Here is a 22228-nt window from a genome sequence, read left to right as displayed (position 1 = left end):
CCGGGATCGGCCCCTTGAAGGGCTGTCCGCACAGGCTCGGGCGGTCGTCGTCGGTCTCGACCTTGCCGTCGCGGTCCGTGACGACCCATTCGAGCGCGACGAGGCGGCGGCGGCCGGCCCCAGGAGCATCACCCGCACCCCCCGCCGCACGGGCCGCGCCGGGCCCATCCCCGCGCCCACGCCGCCCGCCCGGCGTACACCGACCCCGCGCTGCGGGGTCGGGCCGCGCCCCCGGTGCCGGGGTCGGGCGGCGCGGGCGGCGTAGGCGCGGACGTCCGCGTCCGGGGCGGTGACGGCCGCGCGCCCGCGGGCCGGGGTCGGGCCGCGCGCCGCGCTGCGGGGGTCAGGTCAGGCGGCGCGGGCGGCGTAGGCGCGGACGTCCGCGTCCGGGTCGGTGACGGCCGTGGCCAGGGCGGCGCGGGCCGCGCCGGTGGACCGGTGCGCCAGCAGGGCGAGCACCGCCGCCTTGCGGACGTCGGCGTTGGCGTCGGCCAGCGCGGCGGCCAGGGGCGGCACCGCCGTGGCGGGCGCGGCGGCCGACAGCGCGGCGGCCGCCCCCGCCCGCACCTGCCATGCGGGATCGGACAGGGCCGCCACGGCGGTGTCCGCGTGCCCGTCGGGGCAGCCGGTCGAGGCCAGCGCCCCGAGCGCGGCCCCCCGTACGAGTGGATCCGCGTCCCGGAGCAGCGGCCCCAGCGCGGCCCGGACGACGGCGGAGCCGGCCCGGGCCCGGGCCTCGCCGACGCCGCCCGGCCCGTGGGGGGCGGGCGGTGCGTCCGGCTCCGCCCGGGGCGTGGCCGGTGGCGTCGCGGAGGCCGGGTCCGGAGCGGGGTGGGCGATGGCCGCAAGGCCCTTGGCCACGGCGACCCGGACCTCGCGGGCCGGGTCCGAGGCCGCCGCCGCCAGGGCCTCGACGGCGTCCACCGACACCAGCGCCCGCACCGCGTGGATGCGGACCTCCGGTTCGGCGTCGCCCAGCGAGGCGGCGTACAGTCGCGCGTCCCCCAGCCGCAGAGCACGCAGCGCCTCCAGCGCGGCCGCCCGGACCGCCGGGTCGGGGACGGCGAGGGCCGCCCGCAGCCCGGCACCCAGGGCCGCCTCGGCCGGCAGGACCTCCAGCAGCTCGCGCAGCGCACCGGCAGCGGCCGCCCGCACGCCGGGCGCCGCGTCGGCCAGGCGGGCCGCCAGCGCCGGGCCCGCCCCGGTCGGGACGGTCTCGCCGATCGCCGCCACGGCGGCCGTCCGCACCGCCGGGTCGGGATCGGTGAGGTAGGGCCGCAGGGCGTCCAGCCCAGGCGACTCCTCGGCCAGGGCGAGCAGTTCGAGGATGCGGGGCGAGGAGGCGCCGGCCCCCGCCCCGGCGGCCGGGACCGCCTCCGTGCCCTCCGCCACCTCCGTGCCGTCCGCCGCCGGGGCGGTGCGCGCCGCCGGGGCCGCGCTCGGGGGGCCCGCCGTCGCCGTCGGGAGCGGGGTCACCTCACCCAGGTGGCGGGAGGGGCCGCCGGTGGGCGTGAAGCCGTCCACCGGAACCAGGTACGGCTCCACCGGCCGCGCCGTGAACTCCATCGCCCCCGAGGAAGACTTGCGCAGGTCCAGGTGGTGCAGCCACCCCGCGTCGTCCCGCTCCGGATGGTCCAGCCGCTCGTGGTACAGCCCCCAGCGCGACTCCGTCCGCGCCAGCGAGGACCGCGCCGCCATCTCCGCGCAGTCCCGGATGAAGGACACCTCCGCGCACCGCATCAGCTCGTGCGCCGTCCGCGCGCCCATCTCCGCGATCTCCGACTCCATCCGGGTGAACGCCTCCACGGCGAGCGACAGCTTCGCGCCCGTCTTCGGCGGCGCCACGTAGTCGTTCACGAACCGCCGCAGCTTGTACTCCACCTGCGGCTGCGGCGGCCCCTGCGGATTGCGCAGCGGCCGGTACACCAGCTCGTGCGCCGCGGCGAGCTGGTCCTGCGGCAGGTCGCCCTCGTACACCGTCCAGCGTGAGGCGTCCGCACCGGCCAGGTCGCCGAAGACGAAGGCGCCGATCATGTAGTTGTGCGGTACGGAGGCCAGGTCCCCGGCCGCGTACAGCCGCGGGACGGTGGTGCGGGCGTGGTCGTCCACCCGGACGCCGGACGCGGAGTGGCCGCCGCACAGGCCGATCTCCGAGATGTGCATCTCGATGTCGTGGGTGCGGTAGTCGTGGCCCCGGCCCGCGTGGAAGGTCCCGCGCGTCGGCCGCTCCGTGGTGTGCAGGATGGATTCCAGCGAGGCCACCGACTCCTCCGGGAGGTGGCTGAGCTTGAGGTACACCGGCCCTCGGTCCGAGGCCAGTTCCGCCGCGAACTCCGCCATCATCTGCCCCGACCAGTAGTCGGAGTCGACGAACCGCTCGCCGTGCCGGTTGACCTGGTAGCCGCCGAACGGGTTCGCGACGTACGCGCACGCCGGCCCGTTGTAGTCCTTGATCAGCGGGTTGATCTGGAAGCACTCGATCCCGGTCAGCGCGGCGCCCGCGTGGTACGCCATCGCGTAGCCGTCACCCGCGTTGGTCGGGTTCTCGTACGTGCCGTAGAGGTAGCCGGAGGCCGGCAGTCCCAGGCGCCCGCACGGGCCCGTCGCCAGGATCACCGCCCCGGCGCGCACGGTCACGAAGGCGCCGGTCCGGGTGTTGAAGCCGGCCGCTCCGACCGCCCGGCCGTCCTCGGGCGAGGTCAGGACCCGCACCGGCATCACCCGGTTCTCGATCCGGATCCGCTCGCGCATCTCGCGCCGCCGCAGCTGCCGGTAGAGGACCTTCTTGACGTCCTTGCCCTCGGGCATGGGCAGGACGTACGAGCCCGAGCGGTGGACCTGGCGCACCGCGTACTCGTTGTGCTCGTCCTTCTCGAACTTCACCCCGTACGACTCCAGGCGCCGCACCATCGCGAAGCCCCGGGTCGCGGTCTGGCGGACCGTGGACTGGTCGACGATCCCGTCGTTGGCACGGGTGATCTCGGCGACGTAGTCGTCCGGTTCGGCGCGGCCGGGGACGACGGCGTTGTTGACCCCGTCCATGCCCATGGCGAGGGCCCCGGAGTGGCGTACGTGCGCCTTCTCCAGGAGCAGCACCCGCGCGCCGCGCTCGGCGGCGGTCAGCGCCGCCATCGTGCCGGCGGTGCCGCCGCCGATGACGAGGACGTCGCAGGAGAGTTCCTCGGCGTCGCCGAGCGCGGGGATGTCCACGGTGCTGCCTTTCAGAGGGAGTCGATGATCCGGGCGCGCAGCCCGGCGTGCGCCGCGCTCCGGGTCCGGTCGCGCGGGTGCGGTACGGCGAGCACGTCGCCGGTGCCCAGCAGGGCGACGCGGTCGCCGAGGAACAGGGCCTCGTCGACGTCGTGGGTGACGAAGACGACGGTCGCGCCGGTGCCGGCGAGGACGTCCACGAGGAGGTCCTGCATCTCGGCGCGGGTCTGCGCGTCGAGCGCGCCGAAGGGCTCGTCCATGAGGACGGCGCGGGGGCGCGCGGCGAGGGCGCGTGCCAACTGCACGCGCTGGCGCTGGCCGCCGGAGAGCTGGTGCGGGAGCTTGTGCGCGTGGTCGGCCAGACCCACCCGCTCCAGCCACGCGCCGGCCACCCGCCGCCGCTCGTCGCGCCGGCCCGGCGCCGCGGGGCGGAACCTGCCGGAGAGCCCGGCCGGGTCCCGCGCGCCGGCCTCCTCGCCGGTCGCCCAGGCCGGTCCCGTTCCGGTCGGGCGCGCGGAACGGCGGATGGCGAGCGGGAGTTCCACGTTGGACCGTACGGTCCGCCAGGGCAGGAGCGCGTCGTCCTGGAAGACCAGCGCCCGGTCGGCGTCCGGCCCGGCCAGCGGGAGCCCGTCCTGCTCCACCGTCCCGCCGAGGGGCGCCAGCAGCCCGGCCAGCGTGCGCAGCAGCGTGGACTTCCCGCACCCGGAGGGCCCGACCACGGCCAGCACCTCCCCCGCCTCCACGGCCAGGTCGACGCCGTCCAGCACCACGCTCCCGCGATGCCCCAGTCGCACGCCGCGCAGCGCGAGCCGCGCCCCGCGGGCGTCCGGGACGGCGGTGTCGCTCGGGCTCGCGCCCAGATCCACGCTCATGTGCTCACCTCTCGGATACGTGCCTTCGTGGACCCGGCGCCCGCCGCCGCCGGTACGGGGCGCGGCAGCGGTACCGGCGCGTCCGCGGCGCGGGCCGGCAGCCAGCGCGTGAGGCGGCGCCCGGCCCGCTCCACCGCCGTCGAGGTCAGCCAGCCCAGGGCGCCGATGGTGACCATGCCGACGAAGACGCCGGGGTAGTCGACCACCGTGTAGTCCTGCCAGGTCCGGTAGCCGACCCCGTACTCGCCGGAGATCATCTCCGCCGAGATCACGCAGATCCACGAGACCCCGATGCCGACCGACAGGCCCCCGAAGATGCCCGGCAGGGCCCCCGGCAGGACCACGGAGAACAGCACGCGCCGCCGGCCCCCGCCCATCGTCAGCACCGCCTCCTCCCACACCGGCGTCAGTGCCCGCACGGCGTGCCGCGTCGAGACCAGCACCGGGAAGAAGGCCGCGGTGAAGGTGATGAAGACGATCCCCTGCTCGTTGGAGGGGAAGAGCAGGATCGCCACCGGTACCAGGGCGATGGCCGGGACCGGCCGCGCCACCTCCAGCAGCGGCCCCAGCAGATCGGCCGCGAACCGGGACCGGGCGATCGCCGTGCCCACCGCCACCCCGAGCACGGCCGCGAGCGCGAAGCCCGTCACGATCCGGCCCAGGCTGGACGCCAGGTCCTCCCAGTACGGGCCGGCCTGCGCCCGCTCCGCGAACTTCGCCGCCACCTCGCCCACGGTGGGGAACTGCTCGAACCGCAGCCACAGGTTCACGTCCAGCGCGGTCAGCGCCTGCCACAGCAGCAGCGCCCCGCCGAGCGAACCCGCCCGCAGCAGCCGGCGGCCCGCGCTCATGACGCCAGTGCTCCCGCCTCGGCGAAGCTCACGATCCGCGCCCCGGACCCCTGGTGCCCGGACACGTAGGCCTTCGCACCCGCCGCCGTGACGAAGGCGCGCAGCTCCGGGCCCTCGGCCACCCACACCGCCTTGTCCGCGAACCAGAGCGTGCCCGTCACCGCGTCTGGTACGTACGCCGCCCGGACCTCCGCCCCGCGCGCCGCGCGGAGCAGCTCGCGCGGCGTGTCGAAGGCCGTCGTGCGCGGCTGCCCCTTGATCCACAGCTCGGGCCGGGCGGCCGTCGCCTTCGGGTACTCCGGCGCCCCCGGCGCGGCCCGCTTCAGCGGCTCGGGGTCCACGAAGGCGTCCACGTCCACGTCGCCGACCAGCTGGGCGTCCTTGAGGACCGGTACGTCCTGCTTCAGCGCGTCGATCAGCTCCGGGCGCAGGGCCGGGTCGAAGGTCGCGATGCCGTTCGCCCCGTTGTAGAGGTACACCACCTCCGCGGGCAGCCCGGTCTCCTTCGCCACCGACTCGGCGGCCGCGACCGGCTCCGCGCGCAGGTGGTCGGTGGCCCGGCGCTGCGCCCGCAGGAAGTCGTCCAGCACACCGGCCCGTTCGCGCGCGAACTCCTCCCGCACGGTGACCCCGTGGAAGGTCGGCAGGTTCAGCTCGGCGCCGTCGTACAGGGCCTTGGCGCGTCCCTCGAAGGCGAGCTGCCCCGGCCACGCCACGAACTGCGACAGCGCGTCGACACTGCCCGCCTGGAGCGCGGAAGCACCGACGCTGGGCTGCTGGTTGAGCTTCTGGATGCCACTGGCCGGATCGATCCCGGCGCGCTGCAGGGCCCGTACGAGGGTCCCGTCCGCCGCCGAGCCCACGCTGGTCGACACCTTCTTGCCGCGCAGGTCGGCGAGGGTCTCCAGCTTCGAGTCCGGGGCGGTGACCACGGTGTTGAGGCCCCCGCGCAGGTTGTAGCCGGTCACGGAGACCAGCCGGGTGGGCTGCTTCAACTCCTTGCCGCGCGCCGCGTTGATGAGCAGCGGGAAATCGCCCATGGAGCCGATGTCGATCTTCCCGGCCGTCATCTGGGCGGTGATCGGGGCACCGGTCGCGTAGTCCTGCCAGTCCACCTTGTAGGTGGTGCCGTCCTTCTTGCCGCGCGCGGCGAGCTCCTGCTCGAAGTAGCCGAGGGAGCGCAGGAGCGTGCCCGCGGTGACCGTGTTGATGGTCTTGGACTGGTAGCCGACGGTCACGGTGACCGTCTTGGCGCCGTGCGCCCCCGAGGCGCTGCCGCAGGCGGAGGCGAGGGGGGCGACGAGCAGGGCGAGCGCGGGAGCGAGGGCCTTCTTGCGCATGGGAGCGGAACCTTTCACCGGAGCAGGTAGGGCATGTTGACGGTGACCGCGCCGGTGGGACAGCGCGCGGCGCACGGGCCGCAGTACCAGCACTCGTCCACGTGCATGTACGCCTTGCCGTTGTCCTCGCGGATCGCGAGCGAGTCGAGCGGACACATGTCGACGCACAGGGTGCAGCCGTCGATGCACAGGGACTCGTCGATGGTCACGGGCACGTCGCCGCGCTGGGGGACCACAGGCATGGCTGTCTCCAGGAAGGGGGGTTCTCGGGCGTTCTCGGGGTTCTCGGGGTTCTCGGGCGTTGCCGGGCGGGGGAGGGGCTCAGAGGGCGCGGCGCAGGAGTCCGCTCATGGTGATCCGGTCGCCGCGGAAGCGGATGAACTCCAGGTCCACGGGCCGGCCGTCGCGCAGGTGGGTGAGCCGCTCCAGCATCAGGACGGCCGCGCCGCGCGGGGCCTGGAGGACGGCGGAGGAGTGCGCGTCGGCGTTGACGGCCTCCAGGGTGATCTCGGCGTGCCCGAGCGGCTGCCCGGTGAGCTGTTCCAGGAGCCGGAAGACGTCGGTGTTCTCCAGGTCGCAGTCCAGCAGTTCGGATCCGATGTCCATGGGGACGTACGTGAGGTCGAGGGAAAGCGGCAGCCCGTTCAGGCGCCGCAGCCGCTCGATGTAGAGCACGTCGGCGTGCTCGGGCAGGCCGAGGCGGCCCGCGACCGGGGCGGGGGCGCGTACGGGGCCGACCGTACGGACCTCGTTGGTCACGCGGCCGTGCTCGTGCAGGGTTTCGGCCAGGCCCTGGAGGCGGTCCAGGCCGTGCGGGTACTTCTCGCAGACGACGACGGTGCCGACGCCCGGCCGGCGCTCCACGAGCCGTTCGCCGCGCAGCAGGTCGAGGGCCTGGCGCACGGTGTTGCGGCCGGCGCCGTAGTCGGCGGCGAGGGTGTCCTCCAGGGGGAGGACCCCGTCGGGGTAACCGCCCGACAAAATCTGGTGGCGCAGGAGGTCGGCGAGCTGCCGGGCCTGGTCCGCGCGCAGCCGCCGCCGGCGCGCGGCGGCGACCGGGACGGTGTGCTCACGGGTGCGTTCGGCTGGCATGGCAGGGAACGTACCGGCGGTCCGCCGCGGATGGTGTTGCCGCAGTGTTGCGCCACCGCGGACCGCGGGGGCAGGGCTGTGACCTGCGCTTCTGGCGGGGTGGCGGAGAGATCCGCCACCCCGCGGGGGAGCTGCGTCCCGAGGACCGGACTAGTGCCGTCCCACGATGCGGCCGGTGACCTCGCCGAGGCCCACGCGGACGCCGTCCGGGCCCGGGGCCCAGGCGGTGAGGGTGACGGTGTCGCCGTCCTCCAGGAAGGTGCGCTTGCCGTCGGTGAGCTCGATGGCATCGCGGCCGTTCCAGGTGAGCTCCAGCAACGAACCGCGCTGGTCGGTCTCCGGGCCGCTGACGGTGCCCGAGCCGTAGACGTCGCCGGTGCGCAGGGAGGCGCCGTTGACGGTCATGTGCGCGAGCTGCTGGGCGGCGGTCCAGTACATCGACGCGAACGGCGGCCGGGCCACCTCCTGCCCGTTCAGGGAGACGGTGATGTGCAGGTCGAAGCCGCCGGGGCGGTCGCTGCCCGCGTCGTCGAGGTAGGGCAGGAGCGGGAAGTCCCGGGCGGGCGGGGCGACGCGGGCCGAGTCCAGGGCCTCCAGGGGGGTGACCCAGGCGGAGACGGAGGTGGCGAAGGACTTGCCGAGGAAGGGGCCCAGCGGGACGTACTCCCAGGCCTGGATGTCACGCGCCGACCAGTCGTTGAGGAGGAAGAGCCCGAAGACGTGGTCCTCGAAGTCGCCCAGCGCCACCGGCCGGCCCTGCTCCGAGGGGGTGCCGACGACGAAGCCGACCTCGGCCTCGATGTCGAGCTTGACGGACGGGCCGAAGACGGGCGCCGGGTCGGTGGGTGCCTTGCGCTGGCCGCCGGGGCGTACGACGTCCGTCCCGGACACCACGATCGTGCCCGCACGGCCGTGGTAACCGATGGGCAGGTGCTTCCAGTTGGGGGTCAGGGCGTCCCCGTCGGGGCGGAACATCCGGCCCACGTTGGTGGCGTGGTGCTCGCTCGCGTAGAAGTCGACGTAGTCGGCGACCTCGTACGGCAGGTGCAGCACGACCTCGTCCAGCGGCAGCAGGTGCGGCTCCACGGCGGGGCGGTGACCGGGGTCGGTGACCCACGCGGTCAGCGCGCGGCGCACGTCGCGCCAAGCGGTCCGCCCGGCGGCCAGCAGCGGATTCAGGGAGGCCTGCCCGAGCAGCCCGGCGTACGGGGAGCCGAGCGCGACCGCCGCCGCACCCGCGTCGAGCACGTACCCGCCGATCCGCACCCCGATCCGGCGCCGGGCGGGGTCCTGCGGGGTGGAAAAGACGCCGTACGGGAGGTTGTGCGGCCCGAACGGGTCGCCCTCGGGGACATCGAGGGGGCTCTGCTGGGGCATGGGGTGCTGCCTCGCTTTCGACGCGGTCCGGGGGTGTCCCGGTGGCTGGTTGACACGTTACGTGGCTGATGGGGTGTGTGGGAGGCCAGATACGGGCGCTATTTGTAGGACTTGTCCAAAGGGGTCCGTATCCTTGGCGCCGTGACTTCCGCCCTCCCCTTCGCCTTGATCGCCACTGACCTGGACGGGACTCTGCTGTGCGCCGGGGACACCGTCTCCGCCCGCTCGTACGAGGCGCTCGCCACCGCTCGCACGGCCGGCGCCCGGCACATCGTCGTCACCGGCCGCCCGGTCCCCCAAGTACGGCACGTCCTGGACGGCCTCGGCTACACGGGGCTCGCGGTGTGCGGGCAGGGCGCGCAGGTGTACGACGCGGCGCGCGGCCGCCTCCTGCACTCCGTGTCCATGGACCGGGGGCTCGCCGAAGTGGCCCTCGGCAAGATCGAGGCGGAGATCGGCGAGGTCTACGCGGCGGTCAACCAGGAGGGTTTGGACGCGGAGATGCTGATAGAACCCGGCTACCGGATGTGGCACCCGCACCTGCCGACGGTCCGGGTGCCGCGCCGGGCCGACCTGTGGTCGTCCCCCATCAACAAGGTGCTGCTCCAGCACCCGGAGTTGGACGACGACGAGCTGACGCGGGTGGCCCGGTCGGTGGTGGGCGACCTGGTGAACGTCACGATGGCGGGGGAGCACACGGTGGAACTCCAGCCCCCGGGCATCGACAAGGCGAGCGGGCTGGCCCGGGCGGCGCGGATCCTGGGGGTGCCGGGATCGGGGACGATCGCGTTCGGGGACATGCCGAACGACGTCCCGATGTTCGCGTGGTCGGCGCACGGGGTGGCCATGGCCAATTCCCACCAGGAGCTGGTGGCCGTCGCGGACGAGGTCACCCTGTCGAACGAGGACGACGGCATCGCGGTGGTCCTGGAACGCCTCTACGGCTGACGCCGCACCCACCGGTGATGTGCCGGGTGCGGCTCGTCCGGGGGCGCCGCCCGGGGTCGGGGCGCAGCGCCCGGGGGTCAGCCCGCCGCGCGGGGGAGGCGCCGCTCCCACGTGCGGTGGAAGACCACCTCGTCCCCCTCCCGGCACACCACCTCGTTCGACGTCACGAAGCCGCCCTCGTCGCACGAGACCTCCGACCGCGTCTCCACCCGCACGTCCCACCCCCGTTCCGGCCGGTGGAGCCGGATCTTCCAGTCCGAGCGGGCGCGGGCGGACAACGGGTCCGCCTCCTGGATCTCGTACACCTCCAGCGCGTCCTCGCCGTACTCCAGCCCGTCCGGGTACACCCGCGTGCCCCCGTACCGCGGGTCCACCTCCAGCCGCCACGTCCCGCGAGCGACGTCCCGTACGACGAGCCGTTGCGGCCGCGGCTCGTCCAGCGTCGCCGGGTACACGACTCCCAGCGGCTCCGCCTGCTCCGGCTCCCCGAAGACGATCCCCTCGTCAGCCGGGGACGGCGTGCGCACCGGCAGCGTCAGGGTGCTGCCCGCCGGGTCCAGGGTCCACCCGGCCTCCGAGCCGGCCCGGGGCCAGATCCACGGCCAGTAGGCCGAGGACACCGCCAGCCGGATCCGGTGTCCCGGCGGGAAGCAGTGCCCGATGCCGTTCAGCTCGAAGGTGACGTCCTCGTACGCGCCCACGGGCCACGGCACGGCCCCCTCCCGGCCCCGGCGGGCCGAGAGGTTCAGCGCGCCGCGCGTGACCAGCGTCGACGCGCCGTCCGGGGCCACGTCGCACAGCCGCGCCACCACCTGCCCGTACGGCACGTCCAGGCGCAGCCGCAGCGTCACCGACGGCCGTCCGAGGATCCGCACCGGCTCCCGGCCGCTCACCGGGAACTCGAAGCACGCCGATTTCGCGTCCTCCTCCCGCTGGTCCGGCGGCAGGTCGGAGTCGTTGCCGAAGGGGAAGAAGCGGCCCGCGTCCAGCCCGGTGTGCTGCGGGGAGGCGACCTCCACGGGCGCGCCCTGGAGCCCGTACGGGACGGGCACGACGGCGGCGGACGGCCAGGACCGGTCCCCGACCCAGCGGCCCGGGAGCTCGTCGTACACCGTCGCGGGCGGGTGGGAGTCGCTGATCCAGGAGCGGAGCAGCGGCTCGCGCATCACGCCGTTGTCGACTCCCTTGAGCCAGTGGTCCCACCAGCGCAGGGTCTCCTGGAGGAAGCCGATCGCCGGACCCGGCGGCAGCCCCCGGTCCGGGTACTGGTGCGACCACGGGCCGATCAGGCCCCGGACGCGGGTGGACGGCAGGTGCTGGACCAGCCGCAGCACGGTGTCCCGGTACGGGTCGTGCCAGCCGCCGACCGCGAGGACCGCGGCGCCGATCGCCCCGTAGTCCTCGCAGACGCTGCCGCGGCGCCAGTAGTCGTCGCGGGTCTGGTGCGAGAGCCAGGTGTGGATCAGCGGTTCGACCGCGTCCAGGCGGTCCAGCCACTGCCGGCGCCAGCCGTCGCCGACGAACTCGGGGTCCGGCGGGCGGGCGGCGAAGGCCAGCATGGTCGCCGCCCACGCGTGCATGTCGACGGCCAGGACCGAGCCGCCCATGTAGTGGACGTCGTTGTCGTAGCGGTCGTCCGTGGAGCACACGGTGACGATCGCCTTCAGGGGCCCGGGGGCGAGCGCGGCGATCTGGAGGGAGTTGCAGCCGCCCCAGGAGATGCCGAACATGCCCACGGACCCCGTGCACCACGGCTGCGCCGCCAGCCACTCCACGACCGCGACCCCGTCGGCCAGCTCGCGGGCGCTGTACTCGTCTCCGGGCCGGCCCCCGCTGCAGCCGTGGCCGCGCACGTCGACCCGTACGGAGGCGTAGCCGTGCCCCGCGTACCAGGGGTGGCGCTGGCGGTCGCGCGGCGCGGTCCGGTCCGTGAGGCGGTACGGGAGGTACTCCAGCAGCGCCGGCACGGGCTCGCCGGTGACGGGGCGCCAGATCCGGGCGTACAGCTCCACGCCGTCGGGCAGCGGGATCCGGACATCCTCGCGCGTGGTCGCGTACGGGAACTCGGTGCGGATGATCATGAGAGTTCAGTCGCCAATCGCCGCAGTGGACGGGGTGCGTCGTGCGCCGCGGCCGCGGCCCGCGGGCCGGTGGGGCGGCCGCCGATGATCTTCGTCACTCCGGTCGTCGCCCGGTGGCGGCCGGTCGGTCGCCGGGCCCCCGGACTCCCGGGCCCCTCCACGGTGGGCGCAACTCTGGACACAATGGATTCTCCGGTTGTTTCGACTCCTCAAGAACATACCGGTGCTTAACAGGCAGTGCGCGCGTGGTGGCCGGACAGGCGCTCTCGGTGATCGAAAACGGACCCGATACGCTGGCTTGAGTGATGGCAGCGACACATCGACAATCCAGGTGATCGTCAGCGTGATCGTCAGCAGACAGGAGTACCCCTCGTGACCGTCGTCGGGCCGTTCGGACTGAGCGTGCGGGACCAGGCTCTTGAGACCGATGTCCAGGCCGGACTGGCCGCCGTCGAGGCGGGTCTGCTGGAGGCCACCAAGAGCGAAGTCCCCTTCATCACCGAGGCCGCGCAGCACCTCGTGCGGGCCGGAGGCAAGCGCTTCCGCCCGCTGCTGGTGATGCTCGCGTCCCGGTTCGGCGACCCGTACGCGCCGGGGATCGTGCCGTCCGCCGTGGTGGTGGAGCTCACGCACCTGGCCACGCTGTACCACGACGACGTCATGGACGAGGCGGACGTACGGCGCGGGGTGGAGAGCGCGAACGCCCGCTGGGGCAACTCGGTGGCCGTCCTGACGGGTGACTTCCTGTTCGCCCGCGCCTCGCACATCCTGGCCGACCTCGGCCCCGAGGCCGTCCGCATCCAGGCCGAGGCCTTCGAGCGGCTGGTGACGGGGCAGATCCTGGAGACGGCCGGCCCGCGCGACGGCCGTGACCCGGTCGCCCACTACCTCGACGTCATCGCCGGCAAGACCGGCTCGCTGATCGCCGTCTCCGGCCGCTTCGGCGCGCTCATGTCCGGCGCCGACGAGTCCGTCGTCGACATCCTGACGCAGTACGGCGAGCGCCTCGGCACCGCCTTCCAGCTCGCCGACGACGTCCTCGACATCGCCTCCAACGCGCACGAGTCGGGCAAGACGCCGGGCACCGACCTGCGCGAAGGCATCCCGACGCTGCCCGTGCTGCGGCTGCGCGAGATGGCGGCGCGGGACGGGCGGCCCGAGGACCTGGAGCTCGTACGGCTGCTGGACGGCGACCTGACGGACGACGCCCGCCACGCCGAGGTGCTGACCCGGCTGCGCGCGCATCCCGCCCTGGAGCAGGCCCGCCGCGACACCATTCGCTACGCGGAGGACGCGCGCGCCACGCTCGCCCCGCTTCCCGAGTGCTTCGCGAAGGCGGCACTGGAGGAGCTCTGCGACGCGGTGGTCCACCGCGCCGGCTGACGCCCGCGCCGGGCTGCGCCGCCCCGCCGGGGCGTCCCCGCCCCCGCGACGACGGAACGGGCCCTTCCGCCCGGCGACCCCTACGGGTCGGGGCGGCGGGGCCCTCGCCGTGTCATCCCACGGTCGTACCCACAGTTGAGTCCCGGGGCTGACGCCTTCGGGCCGCCGTTTTGATCAGATGGAGTCATAAAACCCCACCAGATCGGGTGAGCGCGGCGACACGGGGGTCGCCGCCGTCGACACAGAGGGCAGGGCACTGACATGTCAGCGAACACGAAGACTTCTCGCAAGGTCGCCCGGTACGCCGTACCGGTCGCGGTGGCAGGTGTGGCCGCGGCGACCGTCGCGATGGTCCCGGCCTTCGCCAACGCCGGCGGACCCGACCTTCCGAAGGTGACGGCGCAGCAGCTGATCGAGAAGGTGGCCGCCTCGGAGGTGCAGCAGCTGTCCGGCACGGCCCGGCTCAGCACCGACCTGGGCCTGCCGAAGATCGCCTCCGGCCTGCTCGGCGGCGGCGGCGTCGCGGGCGGCTCGGCGAACCCGGAGGACAAGGTCGCGCAGCTGGCCAACGGCACGCACACCTTCCGCGTCGCCGCCGACGGCCCGGACCGCCAGAGGCTCACCTTCCTCGACGGCAAGGACGAGTACAGCCTCGTCCACAACGGCGACGACGTGTGGGGCTACGACTCCAAGTCGAACGAGGTCTTCCACGAGAAGGCCCCCGCGCGGACGGGCGGCGACGAGGCCAAGGAGCGCAAGACCGGCGACCGCCTGGCCGCCTCGCCCCAGCAGCTCGCCGAGGAGGTCCTGAAGGCCGCCGGCCCCACCACGGACGTCAGCGTGGGCGACACCGCCCAGGTCGCCGGCCGGGACGCCTACCAGCTGGTGCTCAAGCCCAAGCAGAGCGGTTCCACGGTCGCTTCGGTGCAGATCGCGGTGGACGCGAAGAACGGCGTGCCGCTGCGCGTGCAGGTGCTCTCCACGGAGGGCGGCAAGCCGATCGTGGACGCGGGCTTCACCAAGGTGGACTTCGCCAAGCCGTCCGCCGACACCTTCGCCTTCACCCCGCCCAAGGGCGCCAAGGTGACGGAGGGCTCCGACGCGGCCGGCCGCGAGCACAAGGACGAGGGCTTCAAGGCGCTGGAGTCCCTCCCGGGCCTGGGAGACCTGCTCGGCGGGCCGAACGGCAAGGGCGACATGTCGGTGCTCGGCGAGGGCTGGGCGACCATCGCTCGGATCGACTCCGGAGCGGGCAAGGGCCTCCAGGACCTCAAGGGCGGCCAGAACGACAAGAACGCTCCCAAGGAGGCCCAGCAGTTCCTGGACTCTCTCGGGGACAAGGTCACCGGGACCTTCGGTGAGGGCCGGGTCCTGTCGACCCGCCTGGTCAACGCCCTGATCACGGACGACGGCAAGGTCTACGTCGGCGCGGTCACCAAGGACGCGCTGGTGAAGGCGGCCGACGCGAACAAGTAGGCGCCGCGCGGCGGCGCCGCCACCGGGGGTGGGCGGGGACTGTGTCCCTGCCCACCCCCGCGGCATTCCGCCCCGCCGTACAGCGCACCCGCTGTACGGTGTGGGGTATGTCGAGACACGTCACCATCCGCCTGGACGAAGAGTTCCACGAACGCCTCAAGGCGCGCGCGGCGGCCATGGGCACGACGGTCACCGCTCTGATCACCGAGGTCACCGAACGCGAACTGGACGAGGACCGCAAGAGCTTCCTGTCCGGAATCGACGAGTTCGCCGACCACTGGGGCTACTTCCAGGAGCGGTTCGGCAATTGAAGATCACCATGGAGTGGGCCTGGACCGCTCTGGCCCACCATCTCCCGTCCGATCCCGCCGTGTGGGACCCCTCCGGGGTGGCCGCGGCCGTCGCCCGCCACCAGAACGACCTCGTCCTGGTACCCGAACAGCCCGCCCCGGACACCGCGTGGCGGGCCGCCGCGTTTCTGCACACCCTCGCGGTGTGCCCGGCGCTGGAATCCCCGATGAACGAGTTCTACGCGGCCGCGGCGACCCGCTCGTACCTGCGGGTCGCCGGAGCCGAGCAGCTGCCCTCGCCGGAGGAGCTCGGCGATCTCGTCGAGGCGGCGAAGCTGGGCCGCGCGGACATCGGTGCGGTGGCGCGGGAGCTGCGCGCCCGGATGCGGGAACCGCTGCCCGCCTCGCTACGGAGCCGCGCGGAGGACGCGTAGCCCCGCCGGCCGGGGCCGGCGGGGCGGTGGGGCGATCTCCTAGAAGGTGATCCTCCAGCTGTTGATGTAGCCGACGTCCTGCGCCGCCACGTCCTTGACCTGGAGCTTCCAGACCCCGTTGGCGACCTCGCTCGACGCGTTCACCGTGTACGAGGCGACCACGTTGTCGGCCGAGTCGGAACCGGAGTTCTTCAGCCGGTACGCCGTGCCGTCCGGCGCCAGCAGGTCGATCACCAGGTCACCGCGGTAGGTGTGGACGATGTTCACGTCGACCTTGGTGGTGGCGGGCGCGTTGCCGGCGACGCCGGAGGCGGTGATCGACGAGGTCACCGCGGCGGCCGGGGAGTCCGGGATGTTCACGTCCGCGGTGTTCTCGAAGGACGGGCCGGGCGGGACCGGGGTGGTGGCGCCGAGGTTCCAGATCGCGTAGGCGACGGCGTCCGAGTTACGGTCCAGGGCGGTGTCGCTGATGTTCGTCAGGCTGTCGCACGAGGAGTGGTAGCAGCGGTCGAAGGCCTGACCGGAGGTGCCGCCCCACTTCTGCACCTGCGCCGCCGTCTTCGTCCGGCTGGCGCCGGTGAAGAGGCCGCCGACCGGGATGCCCACGTTCTTGAAGGACGCGTGGTCCGAGCGCCCGTCGCCCTCGGTCTCGATCTCCGTCGCTACGCCGATGCCGGCGTAGTAGTTCTTGAAGGTCTGCTCGATGGTCGGGTCGTCGTCGTAGACGAAGTAGCCCGGGTTCGGCGAGCCGATCATGTCGAAGTTCAGGTAGCCGGCGAACTTCGAGCGCTCCGCGGCCGGCAGGTTGTTGACGTAGTGCTTGGACCCGATCAGGCCCAGCTCCTCCGCGCCCCACCAGCCGAAGCGCAGGTGCTTGGTGGGCTGGAGGCCGGCCCGGGAGACGGCGAGCGCGGCTTCGAGGACGGCCGCGGAACCGGAGCCGTTGTCGTTGATGCCCGCACCCGAGGTCACGGAGTCCAGGTGGGCGCCGGACATCAGGACCGAATTCGGGTCGCCGCCCGGCCAGTCGGCGATCAGGTTGTAGCCGGTGGCGCCGCTGGAGGTGAAGGTCTGCAGCGCGGTGGTGAAGCCCGCGGCGTCGAGCTTGGCCTTCACGTAGTCGATGGAGGCCTTGTACCCGGGCCTGCCGTGCGCGCGGTTGCCGCCGTTGTTGGCGGCGATCGTCGAGAACTGCGACAGGTGGGCCTTGACGTTGGCCAGGGGGATGTCGGGCGGCGTCGGCGCCGCGGTGACCGCCGTGGGGGCGGCGAGTGCGGCGGGGGCGGTGGCGGCGAACAGGCCCGCGACCGCGAAGGCGGTCACGGCAGCGAGGCGCCGAGAGACGGACAGGCTCATGTGGGGGCTCCGGAATTCCGCGGGGATGTGACGGAACAGGTGGGGATAGAGCAGGTGAGCGTTAGTGCGTCAGTGCGAGCCTGATGGTCGGCGAGAGTGTGACTATCCGTCAAGACCACAATCCGGTCAGGGTGGTTCGGAAAACGGACGATCCCCGGTACGCACGCTGCGTACCGGGGATCGTGAGGGTGGGGAGAGCGGTGTTACGCGGGCTCGCGGGTCGGCGCGGCCACCACCGGCGGCGCCACCTCGACCCTGCTCCGCGACCGCCGCGCGGTGCGCAGGGCGTCCCAGGTCAGCAGCGCGAGCGCGGCCCACACCAGCGAGAACCCGGCCCACCGCTCGGGCGGCATGGCCTCGTGGAAGTACAGGACGCCGAGCCCGAACTGGAACACCGGGGCCATGTACTGGAGCATCCCCAGGGTGGACAGCGGGACCCGGATCGCGGCCGCGCCGAAGCACACCAGCGGGAGCGCGGTGACCAGGCCGGTCGCGGCGAGCAGGGCGGAGTGCCCCGCCCCCTGCGTCGTGAAGGTGGACTGCCCCTGGACCCCCAGCCACAGCACATAGCCGAGGGCGGGCAGGAACAGCACGGCGGTCTCCGCGGCGAGCGATTCGAGGCCGCCCATGTTGAGCTTCTTCTTGATCAGCCCGTAGGTGGCGAAGGAGAAGGCGAGGGCCAGCGAGATCCACGGCGGACGCCCGTAGCCGACCGCGAGGACCAGGACGGCGGCGAGGCTGATGCCGACGGCCACCCACTGCGCGCGGCGCAGCCGTTCACCGAGCACCAGCACACCGATGGCGATGCTGACGAGCGGGTTGATGAAGTAGCCGAGGCTGGCCTCGACGACGTGGCCGTTGTTGACGGCCCAGATGTACAGGCCCCAGTTCACACCGATCACCGAGGCGGCGAGCGTGGTCAGGGCCAGTTTGCGGGGTTGGCGCAGCAGCTCCGCCATCCACCCCCAGCGGCGCAGGGCGAGGAGCGCCAAGCCGACCACGGCCAGGGACCACACCATGCGGTGGGCGAGGATCTCGACGGCTCCGGAGGGCTTGAGGAGCGGCCAGAAGAGGGGGACCAGCCCCCACATCCCGTATGCGGCGAATCCGTAGAGCAAACCCGTGCGCTGCTCGTTCTCTGCCTTCACGGGGCCTCCTGTACGACTTCAAGCCAACTTCACGACGGTAACGCCGAGAGAGCCGGATGTCATGCCCGTTACGGCGAGATACTCATGACACTTCGGGAAACGTCCACCGCGCGCCGGGCAGCTGGTGCGCGATCCGTCCCCGTACGCGACGGAGCCCGGGCCTCCGGGGAGGTCCGGGCTCCGTGACGACGGCTACGCCGCCGGTGCCGCTCGCACGGCACCGGTCAGCCGACGACCGTCCAGGTGTCGTTGCCGGTCAGCAGCGCGCCCAGGTCGCCCTTGCCGCTGCGGTCGATCGCCAGGTCGAGCTGGTCGGCCATGAGCGTGTCGTACACGGGCCGCCGGACGCTGCGGAACACCCCGATCGGGGTGTGGTGCAGGGTGTCGGGGTCGGCCAACCGGGACAGGGCGAAGGCCGTGGTCGGGCTGGTGGCGTCCGCGTCGTGGACCAGGACGCGCGACTCGTTCTCGGGGGTCACCATGACGACCTCCAGGTCGCCGGTGGCCGGGTCTCGGACGACGCCCTTGGCGCCGTCGGCCCCGAAACGGATGGGCCGGCCGTGCTCCAGCCGGATCACGGCCTCCTGGGCCTGCTCGTTGTCCTTGAGCACCTCGAAGGCGCCGTCGTTGAAGATGTTGCAGTTCTGGTAGATCTCGACGAGCGCCGTGCCCTCGTGGGCGGCCGCCTGGCGCAGCACCTCGGTGAGGTGCTTGCGGTCGGAGTCCACCGTCCGGGCGACGAAGGAGGCCTCGGCGCCGATCGCCAGGGACACCGGGTTGAAAGGGGCGTCGAGGGAGCCCATGGGCGTGGACTTGGTGATCTTGCCGACCTCGGAGGTCGGCGAGTACTGGCCCTTGGTCAGCCCGTAGATCCGGTTGTTGAACAGCAGGATCTTGAGGTTGACGTTCCGCCGCAACGCGTGGATGAGGTGGTTTCCGCCGATGGACAGGGCGTCGCCGTCACCGGTGACCACCCAGACGGACAGGTCCCGGCGCGAGGTGGCCAGCCCGGTGGCGATGGCGGGGGCGCGGCCGTGGATGGAGTGCATCCCGTAGGTGTTCATGTAGTACGGGAAACGGGAGGAGCAGCCGATGCCCGAGACGAAGACGATGTTCTCCTTCGCCAGCCCGAGCTCCGGCATGAAGCCCTGGACGGCGGCGAGCACCGCGTAGTCACCGCAGCCGGGGCACCAGCGGACCTCCTGGTCCGACTTGAAGTCCTTCATGGACTGCTTGGCCTCGGCCTTGGGCACCAGCGACAGCAGTGTCGGGGCCGGAGCCGCGTCGGTCACCTCAGTCATTGATGGCCTCCTTGAGAACCGTCGCGAGCTGCTCCGCCTTGAACGGCATTCCGTTGACCTGGTTGTACGACTGGGCGTCGACCAGGTATTTCGCCCGGATCAGGGTCGCGAGCTGCCCGAGGTTCATTTCCGGCACCACTACCCTCTCGTAACGCTCCAGGACCTCGCCGAGATTCCTGGGGAAGGGGTTGAGGTGGCGCAGATGGGCCTGCGCGATCGGCTCGCCGGCGAGCCGCAGCCGGCGGACCGCGGCCGTGATCGGGCCGTAGGTGGAGCCCCAGCCCAGGACGAGCGTGCGGGCTCCGTCCGGGTCGTCGACCTCCACATCGGGCACGGCGATGCCGTCGATCTTGGCCTGGCGGGTGCGGACCATGAACTCGTGGTTGGCCGGGTCGTAGGAGATGTTGCCCGTGCCGTCCTGCTTCTCGATCCCGCCGATGCGGTGTTCGAGGCCGGGAGTGCCGGGGACGGCCCACGGGCGGGCCAGGGTCAGCGGGTCCCGCTTGTAGGGCCAGAACACCTCGGTGCCGTCGGCGAGCTCGTGGTTGGGGCCGGCGGCGAACTGCACCCTGAGGTCCGGCAGGTCCGCGACCTCGGGGATCCGCCACGGCTCGGAACCGTTGGCGAGGTAGCCGTCCGACAGCAGGAAGACGGGCGTCCGGTACGTCAGCGCGATCCGCGCCGCGTCCAGGGCCGCGTCGAAGCAGTCCGCCGGCGTCCTCGGGGCGACGATCGGGACCGGCGCCTCGCCGTTGCGCCCGTACATCGCTTGGAGCAGGTCGGCCTGCTCCGTCTTGGTCGGCAGGCCGGTCGAGGGGCCGCCGCGCTGGATGTCCACGATCAGCAGCGGCAGCTCCAGGGACACCGCCAGGCCGATCGTCTCCGACTTCAGGGCCACACCGGGTCCCGAGGTGGTGGTGACGGCCAGCGACCCGCCGAAGGCCGCGCCGAGCGCCGCGCCGATGCCGGCGATCTCGTCCTCGGCCTGGAACGTGCGCACGCCGAAGTTCTTGTGCCTGCTCAGCTCGTGCAGGATGTCCGAGGCGGGCGTGATCGGGTACGAGCCCAGGTAGAGCGGCAGGTCGGACTGCTGGCCCGCCGCGATCAGCCCGTAGGCCAGGGCCAGGTTCCCGGAGATGTTGCGGTAGGTCCCGGTCGGGAAGGCGCGGGTGGCCGGAGCCACCTCGTACGACACCGCGAAGTCCTCGGTGGTCTCGCCGAAGTTCCAGCCCGCGCGGAACGCCGCGACGTTCGCCTCCGCGATGTCCGGCTTCTTCGCGAACTTCTGCCGCAGGAAGCTCTCCGTGCCCTCCGTCGGCCGGTGGTACATCCACGACAGCAGGCCCAGCGCGAACATGTTCTTGCTGCGCTCGGCCTCCTTGCGGGGGAGCCCGAAGTCCTTCAGGGCCTCCACGGTGAGCGACGTCAGCGGCACCGGGTGGAGGTTGTAGGCGTCCAGCGAGCCGTCCTCCAGCGGCGAGGTCGCGTAGCCGACCTTGGCCATCGGGCGCTTGGTGAACTCATCGGTATTGATGATGATCTCCGCGCCGCGCGGCACGTCCCCGATATTGGCTTTCAGCGCCGCCGGGTTCATCGCGACCAGCACGTTCGGGGCGTCACCCGGCGTGAGGATGTCGTGGTCGGCGAAGTGCAGCTGGAAGGAGGAGACGCCCGGGAGGGTCCCGGCGGGGGCGCGGATCTCGGCGGGGAAGTTCGGCAGGGTGGAGAGGTCGTTGCCGAATGATGCCGTTTCCGAGGTGAACCTGTCGCCGGTGAGCTGCATGCCGTCACCCGAGTCACCCGCGAAACGGATGATCACACGATCGAGACGACGGACTTCCTTGCCACCGGGGCTCGCCGGGATGCGCTGCCCACCGACAACCGCACCCCCAGCCCCATCGGCCTGATCGGCTGGGCTACTGACCTGGCTGGTCACTGAACTGGACCTCCTTCGAGGCGTGGGCTCCCCCGGTTCCAACCCTACGTCGGTAGGGTCCCGTCCCCGGGGAGCGCCCACGTTCCGGACCGTCGGACCGCCCCTTGAGACGCTCCTACCGGTTTGCCTTGTCTGACAGAGTGTCGATCGATCAAGACTTCACGTAATCAGGACTTGAGGTAGGTGAGAACGGCCAATACGCGCCGGTGATCCCCGTCACTCGGTGACAGGCCCAGCTTCATGAAGATGTTGCTGACGTGCTTCTCCACCGCTCCGTCGCTCACGACGAGCTGCTTCGCCACCGCGGAATTGGTACGGCCTTCGGCCATCAGGCCCAGCACCTCGCGCTCGCGCGGCGTCAGCCCCGCCAGCACGTCCTGCTTGCGGCTGCGGCCGAGGAGCTGGGCGACGACCTCCGGGTCCAGGGCGGTACCGCCCCGGGCGACGCGCACCACGGCGTCCAGGAACTCCCGGACCTCGGCCACCCGGTCCTTGAGCAGGTACCCCACCCCGGTGCTGGAACCGGCCAGAAGTTCGGTGGCGTACTGCTCCTCCACGTACTGCGACAGCACGAGCACCCCCACGCCGGGGTAGTCGCGCCGCAGCCGCACCGCGGCCCGCACCCCCTCGTCGGTGTGCGTCGGCGGCATCCGTACATCGGCCACCACCACGTCCGGCAGCGCGTCCTGCGCCGCCAGCTCAGCCACCGTCCTGAGCAGGGCTTCCGCGTCCCCGACGCCGGCCACGACGTCATGCCCCCGGTCGGTCAGCAACCGGGTCAGGCCCTCGCGCAGCAGCACTGAATCCTCGGCGATGACCACCCGCACCCTGTCGTCCACGTCTCTGCAGCTCCCGCGTCACTGTTCCCCGTACTCCCTGACGCCGCCAAGCATCCCAGCCCCGGAGCCCGATCAAGGCCCCGGAGGGACAACGGATGGGCGGGCGGGGGGAGTTTCCGAGAAGCGGCAGGTTCCGCAAAGGGGCCGGTGGGGCGCCTGGTGGGGAGGCACGGTGAGGCAGGGATGAGGCGGGGGTGGGACCGCGATGGACCGCCGGTGAGACGACGGCCGGGGCGGGCCGGCAGTGACCGGGCACCCGGCGGCGGGACGTGGCCGGTACGCGCCGGCCCG

General features: G+C 72.8%; 18 protein-coding genes. 5 read left to right on the top strand and 13 right to left on the bottom strand.

From position 1 onward, the window contains the following. Nucleotides 1-348: 348 nt before the first annotated feature. From ACWFQ8_RS03395 to fahA, 7 genes are all read right to left on the bottom strand, one after another. Nucleotides 349-3210 (bottom strand): fumarate reductase/succinate dehydrogenase flavoprotein subunit, encoded by a 2862-nt coding sequence (locus ACWFQ8_RS03395; protein WP_453784473.1) that lies wholly within the window; start codon nucleotides 3208-3210, stop codon nucleotides 349-351. Nucleotides 3211-3221: 11 nt separating this feature from the next. Beyond that, nucleotides 3222-4085: an ABC transporter ATP-binding protein gene (locus tag ACWFQ8_RS03390; protein WP_453784472.1), complete on the bottom strand. Its 864-nt coding sequence runs from the start codon at nucleotides 4083-4085 to the stop codon at nucleotides 3222-3224. Further along, nucleotides 4082-4936 carry an ABC transporter permease gene (locus ACWFQ8_RS03385; RefSeq protein WP_453784471.1) on the bottom strand — a complete coding sequence of 285 codons (855 nt, stop codon included), beginning with the start codon at nucleotides 4934-4936 and terminating at the stop codon, nucleotides 4082-4084. Before ACWFQ8_RS03385 ends, ACWFQ8_RS03390 begins: the two co-directional genes overlap by 4 nt. Next, on the bottom strand, nucleotides 4933-6276 hold the full coding sequence (locus tag ACWFQ8_RS03380; protein WP_453784470.1) for an ABC transporter substrate-binding protein: 1344 nt from the start codon (nucleotides 6274-6276) through the stop codon (nucleotides 4933-4935). The genes ACWFQ8_RS03385 and ACWFQ8_RS03380 overlap by 4 nt, the downstream gene beginning before the upstream one ends. A 14-nt stretch (nucleotides 6277-6290) precedes the next feature. Next, a complete protein-coding gene (locus tag ACWFQ8_RS03375) occupies nucleotides 6291-6518 on the bottom strand; it encodes a 4Fe-4S dicluster domain-containing protein (protein WP_030011381.1) in 228 nt (75 codons plus the stop codon). 79 nt (nucleotides 6519-6597) lie between these two features. Then, nucleotides 6598-7368 carry a GntR family transcriptional regulator gene (locus tag ACWFQ8_RS03370; protein WP_453784469.1) on the bottom strand — a complete coding sequence of 257 codons (771 nt, stop codon included), beginning with the start codon at nucleotides 7366-7368 and terminating at the stop codon, nucleotides 6598-6600. 150 nt (nucleotides 7369-7518) lie between these two features. Beyond that, nucleotides 7519-8745, bottom strand: coding sequence for a fumarylacetoacetase (gene fahA / locus ACWFQ8_RS03365; RefSeq protein ID WP_453784468.1), 1227 nt, complete (start codon nucleotides 8743-8745; stop codon nucleotides 7519-7521). Between the two features lie 141 nt (nucleotides 8746-8886). Here fahA and ACWFQ8_RS03360 point away from each other — a divergent pair, with 141 nt between their 5' ends. Continuing rightward, nucleotides 8887-9693 (top strand): HAD-IIB family hydrolase, encoded by an 807-nt coding sequence (locus ACWFQ8_RS03360; protein WP_453784467.1) that lies wholly within the window; start codon nucleotides 8887-8889, stop codon nucleotides 9691-9693. A gap of 77 nt (nucleotides 9694-9770) precedes the next feature. On the opposite strand, the gene ACWFQ8_RS03355 is transcribed toward ACWFQ8_RS03360, so the two are convergent. Further along, the gene (locus ACWFQ8_RS03355; RefSeq protein ID WP_453784466.1) at nucleotides 9771-11774 is read right to left on the bottom strand and encodes a CocE/NonD family hydrolase; all 2004 of its coding nucleotides are present in this window, start codon (nucleotides 11772-11774) and stop codon (nucleotides 9771-9773) included. Between the two features lie 372 nt (nucleotides 11775-12146). On the opposite strand from ACWFQ8_RS03355, the gene ACWFQ8_RS03350 reads away from it, so the two are divergent. The 4 genes from ACWFQ8_RS03350 (at nucleotide 12147) to ACWFQ8_RS03335 (ending at nucleotide 15357) form a co-directional block, all read left to right on the top strand. Then, a complete protein-coding gene (locus tag ACWFQ8_RS03350; protein WP_453784465.1) occupies nucleotides 12147-13157 on the top strand; it encodes a polyprenyl synthetase family protein in 1011 nt (336 codons plus the stop codon). 261 nt (nucleotides 13158-13418) lie between these two features. Continuing rightward, nucleotides 13419-14633, top strand: coding sequence for a LolA family protein (locus tag ACWFQ8_RS03345; RefSeq protein ID WP_453784464.1), 1215 nt, complete (start codon nucleotides 13419-13421; stop codon nucleotides 14631-14633). 107 nt (nucleotides 14634-14740) lie between these two features. Then, on the top strand, nucleotides 14741-14944 hold the full coding sequence (locus ACWFQ8_RS03340) for a plasmid partition protein ParG (protein WP_453784463.1): 204 nt from the start codon (nucleotides 14741-14743) through the stop codon (nucleotides 14942-14944). Further along, a complete protein-coding gene (locus ACWFQ8_RS03335; RefSeq protein ID WP_453784462.1) occupies nucleotides 14941-15357 on the top strand; it encodes a hypothetical protein in 417 nt (138 codons plus the stop codon). Before ACWFQ8_RS03340 ends, ACWFQ8_RS03335 begins: the two co-directional genes overlap by 4 nt. Before the next feature lie 39 nt (nucleotides 15358-15396). Here the strand turns inward: ACWFQ8_RS03335 and ACWFQ8_RS03330 are convergent, their stop codons facing one another. The 5 genes from ACWFQ8_RS03330 to ACWFQ8_RS03310 all read right to left on the bottom strand — a co-directional run bounded on the left by ACWFQ8_RS03330 (nucleotide 15397) and on the right by ACWFQ8_RS03310 (nucleotide 21925). Further along, nucleotides 15397-16713, bottom strand: coding sequence for a M28 family metallopeptidase (locus tag ACWFQ8_RS03330; protein WP_453784461.1), 1317 nt, complete (start codon nucleotides 16711-16713; stop codon nucleotides 15397-15399). Nucleotides 16714-16916: 203 nt separating this feature from the next. Further along, on the bottom strand, nucleotides 16917-17861 hold the full coding sequence (gene rarD, locus ACWFQ8_RS03325; protein ID WP_453784460.1) for an EamA family transporter RarD: 945 nt from the start codon (nucleotides 17859-17861) through the stop codon (nucleotides 16917-16919). A 224-nt stretch (nucleotides 17862-18085) separates the two neighbouring features. Further along, the gene (locus tag ACWFQ8_RS03320) at nucleotides 18086-19162 is read right to left on the bottom strand and encodes a 2-oxoacid:ferredoxin oxidoreductase subunit beta (RefSeq protein ID WP_453784459.1); all 1077 of its coding nucleotides are present in this window, start codon (nucleotides 19160-19162) and stop codon (nucleotides 18086-18088) included. Beyond that, the gene (locus ACWFQ8_RS03315) at nucleotides 19155-21098 is read right to left on the bottom strand and encodes a 2-oxoacid:acceptor oxidoreductase subunit alpha (protein WP_453784458.1); all 1944 of its coding nucleotides are present in this window, start codon (nucleotides 21096-21098) and stop codon (nucleotides 19155-19157) included. Before ACWFQ8_RS03315 ends, ACWFQ8_RS03320 begins: the two co-directional genes overlap by 8 nt. A gap of 167 nt (nucleotides 21099-21265) precedes the next feature. Next, entirely contained in the window at nucleotides 21266-21925 is a 660-nt protein-coding gene (locus ACWFQ8_RS03310) for a response regulator transcription factor (RefSeq protein ID WP_453784622.1), read from the bottom strand. Between the last annotated feature and the right edge of the window lie 303 nt (nucleotides 21926-22228).

The organism is Streptomyces sp. NPDC055254 (genome assembly GCF_053606025.1).
This window is presented reverse-complemented; position numbering and strand designations above follow the sequence as displayed.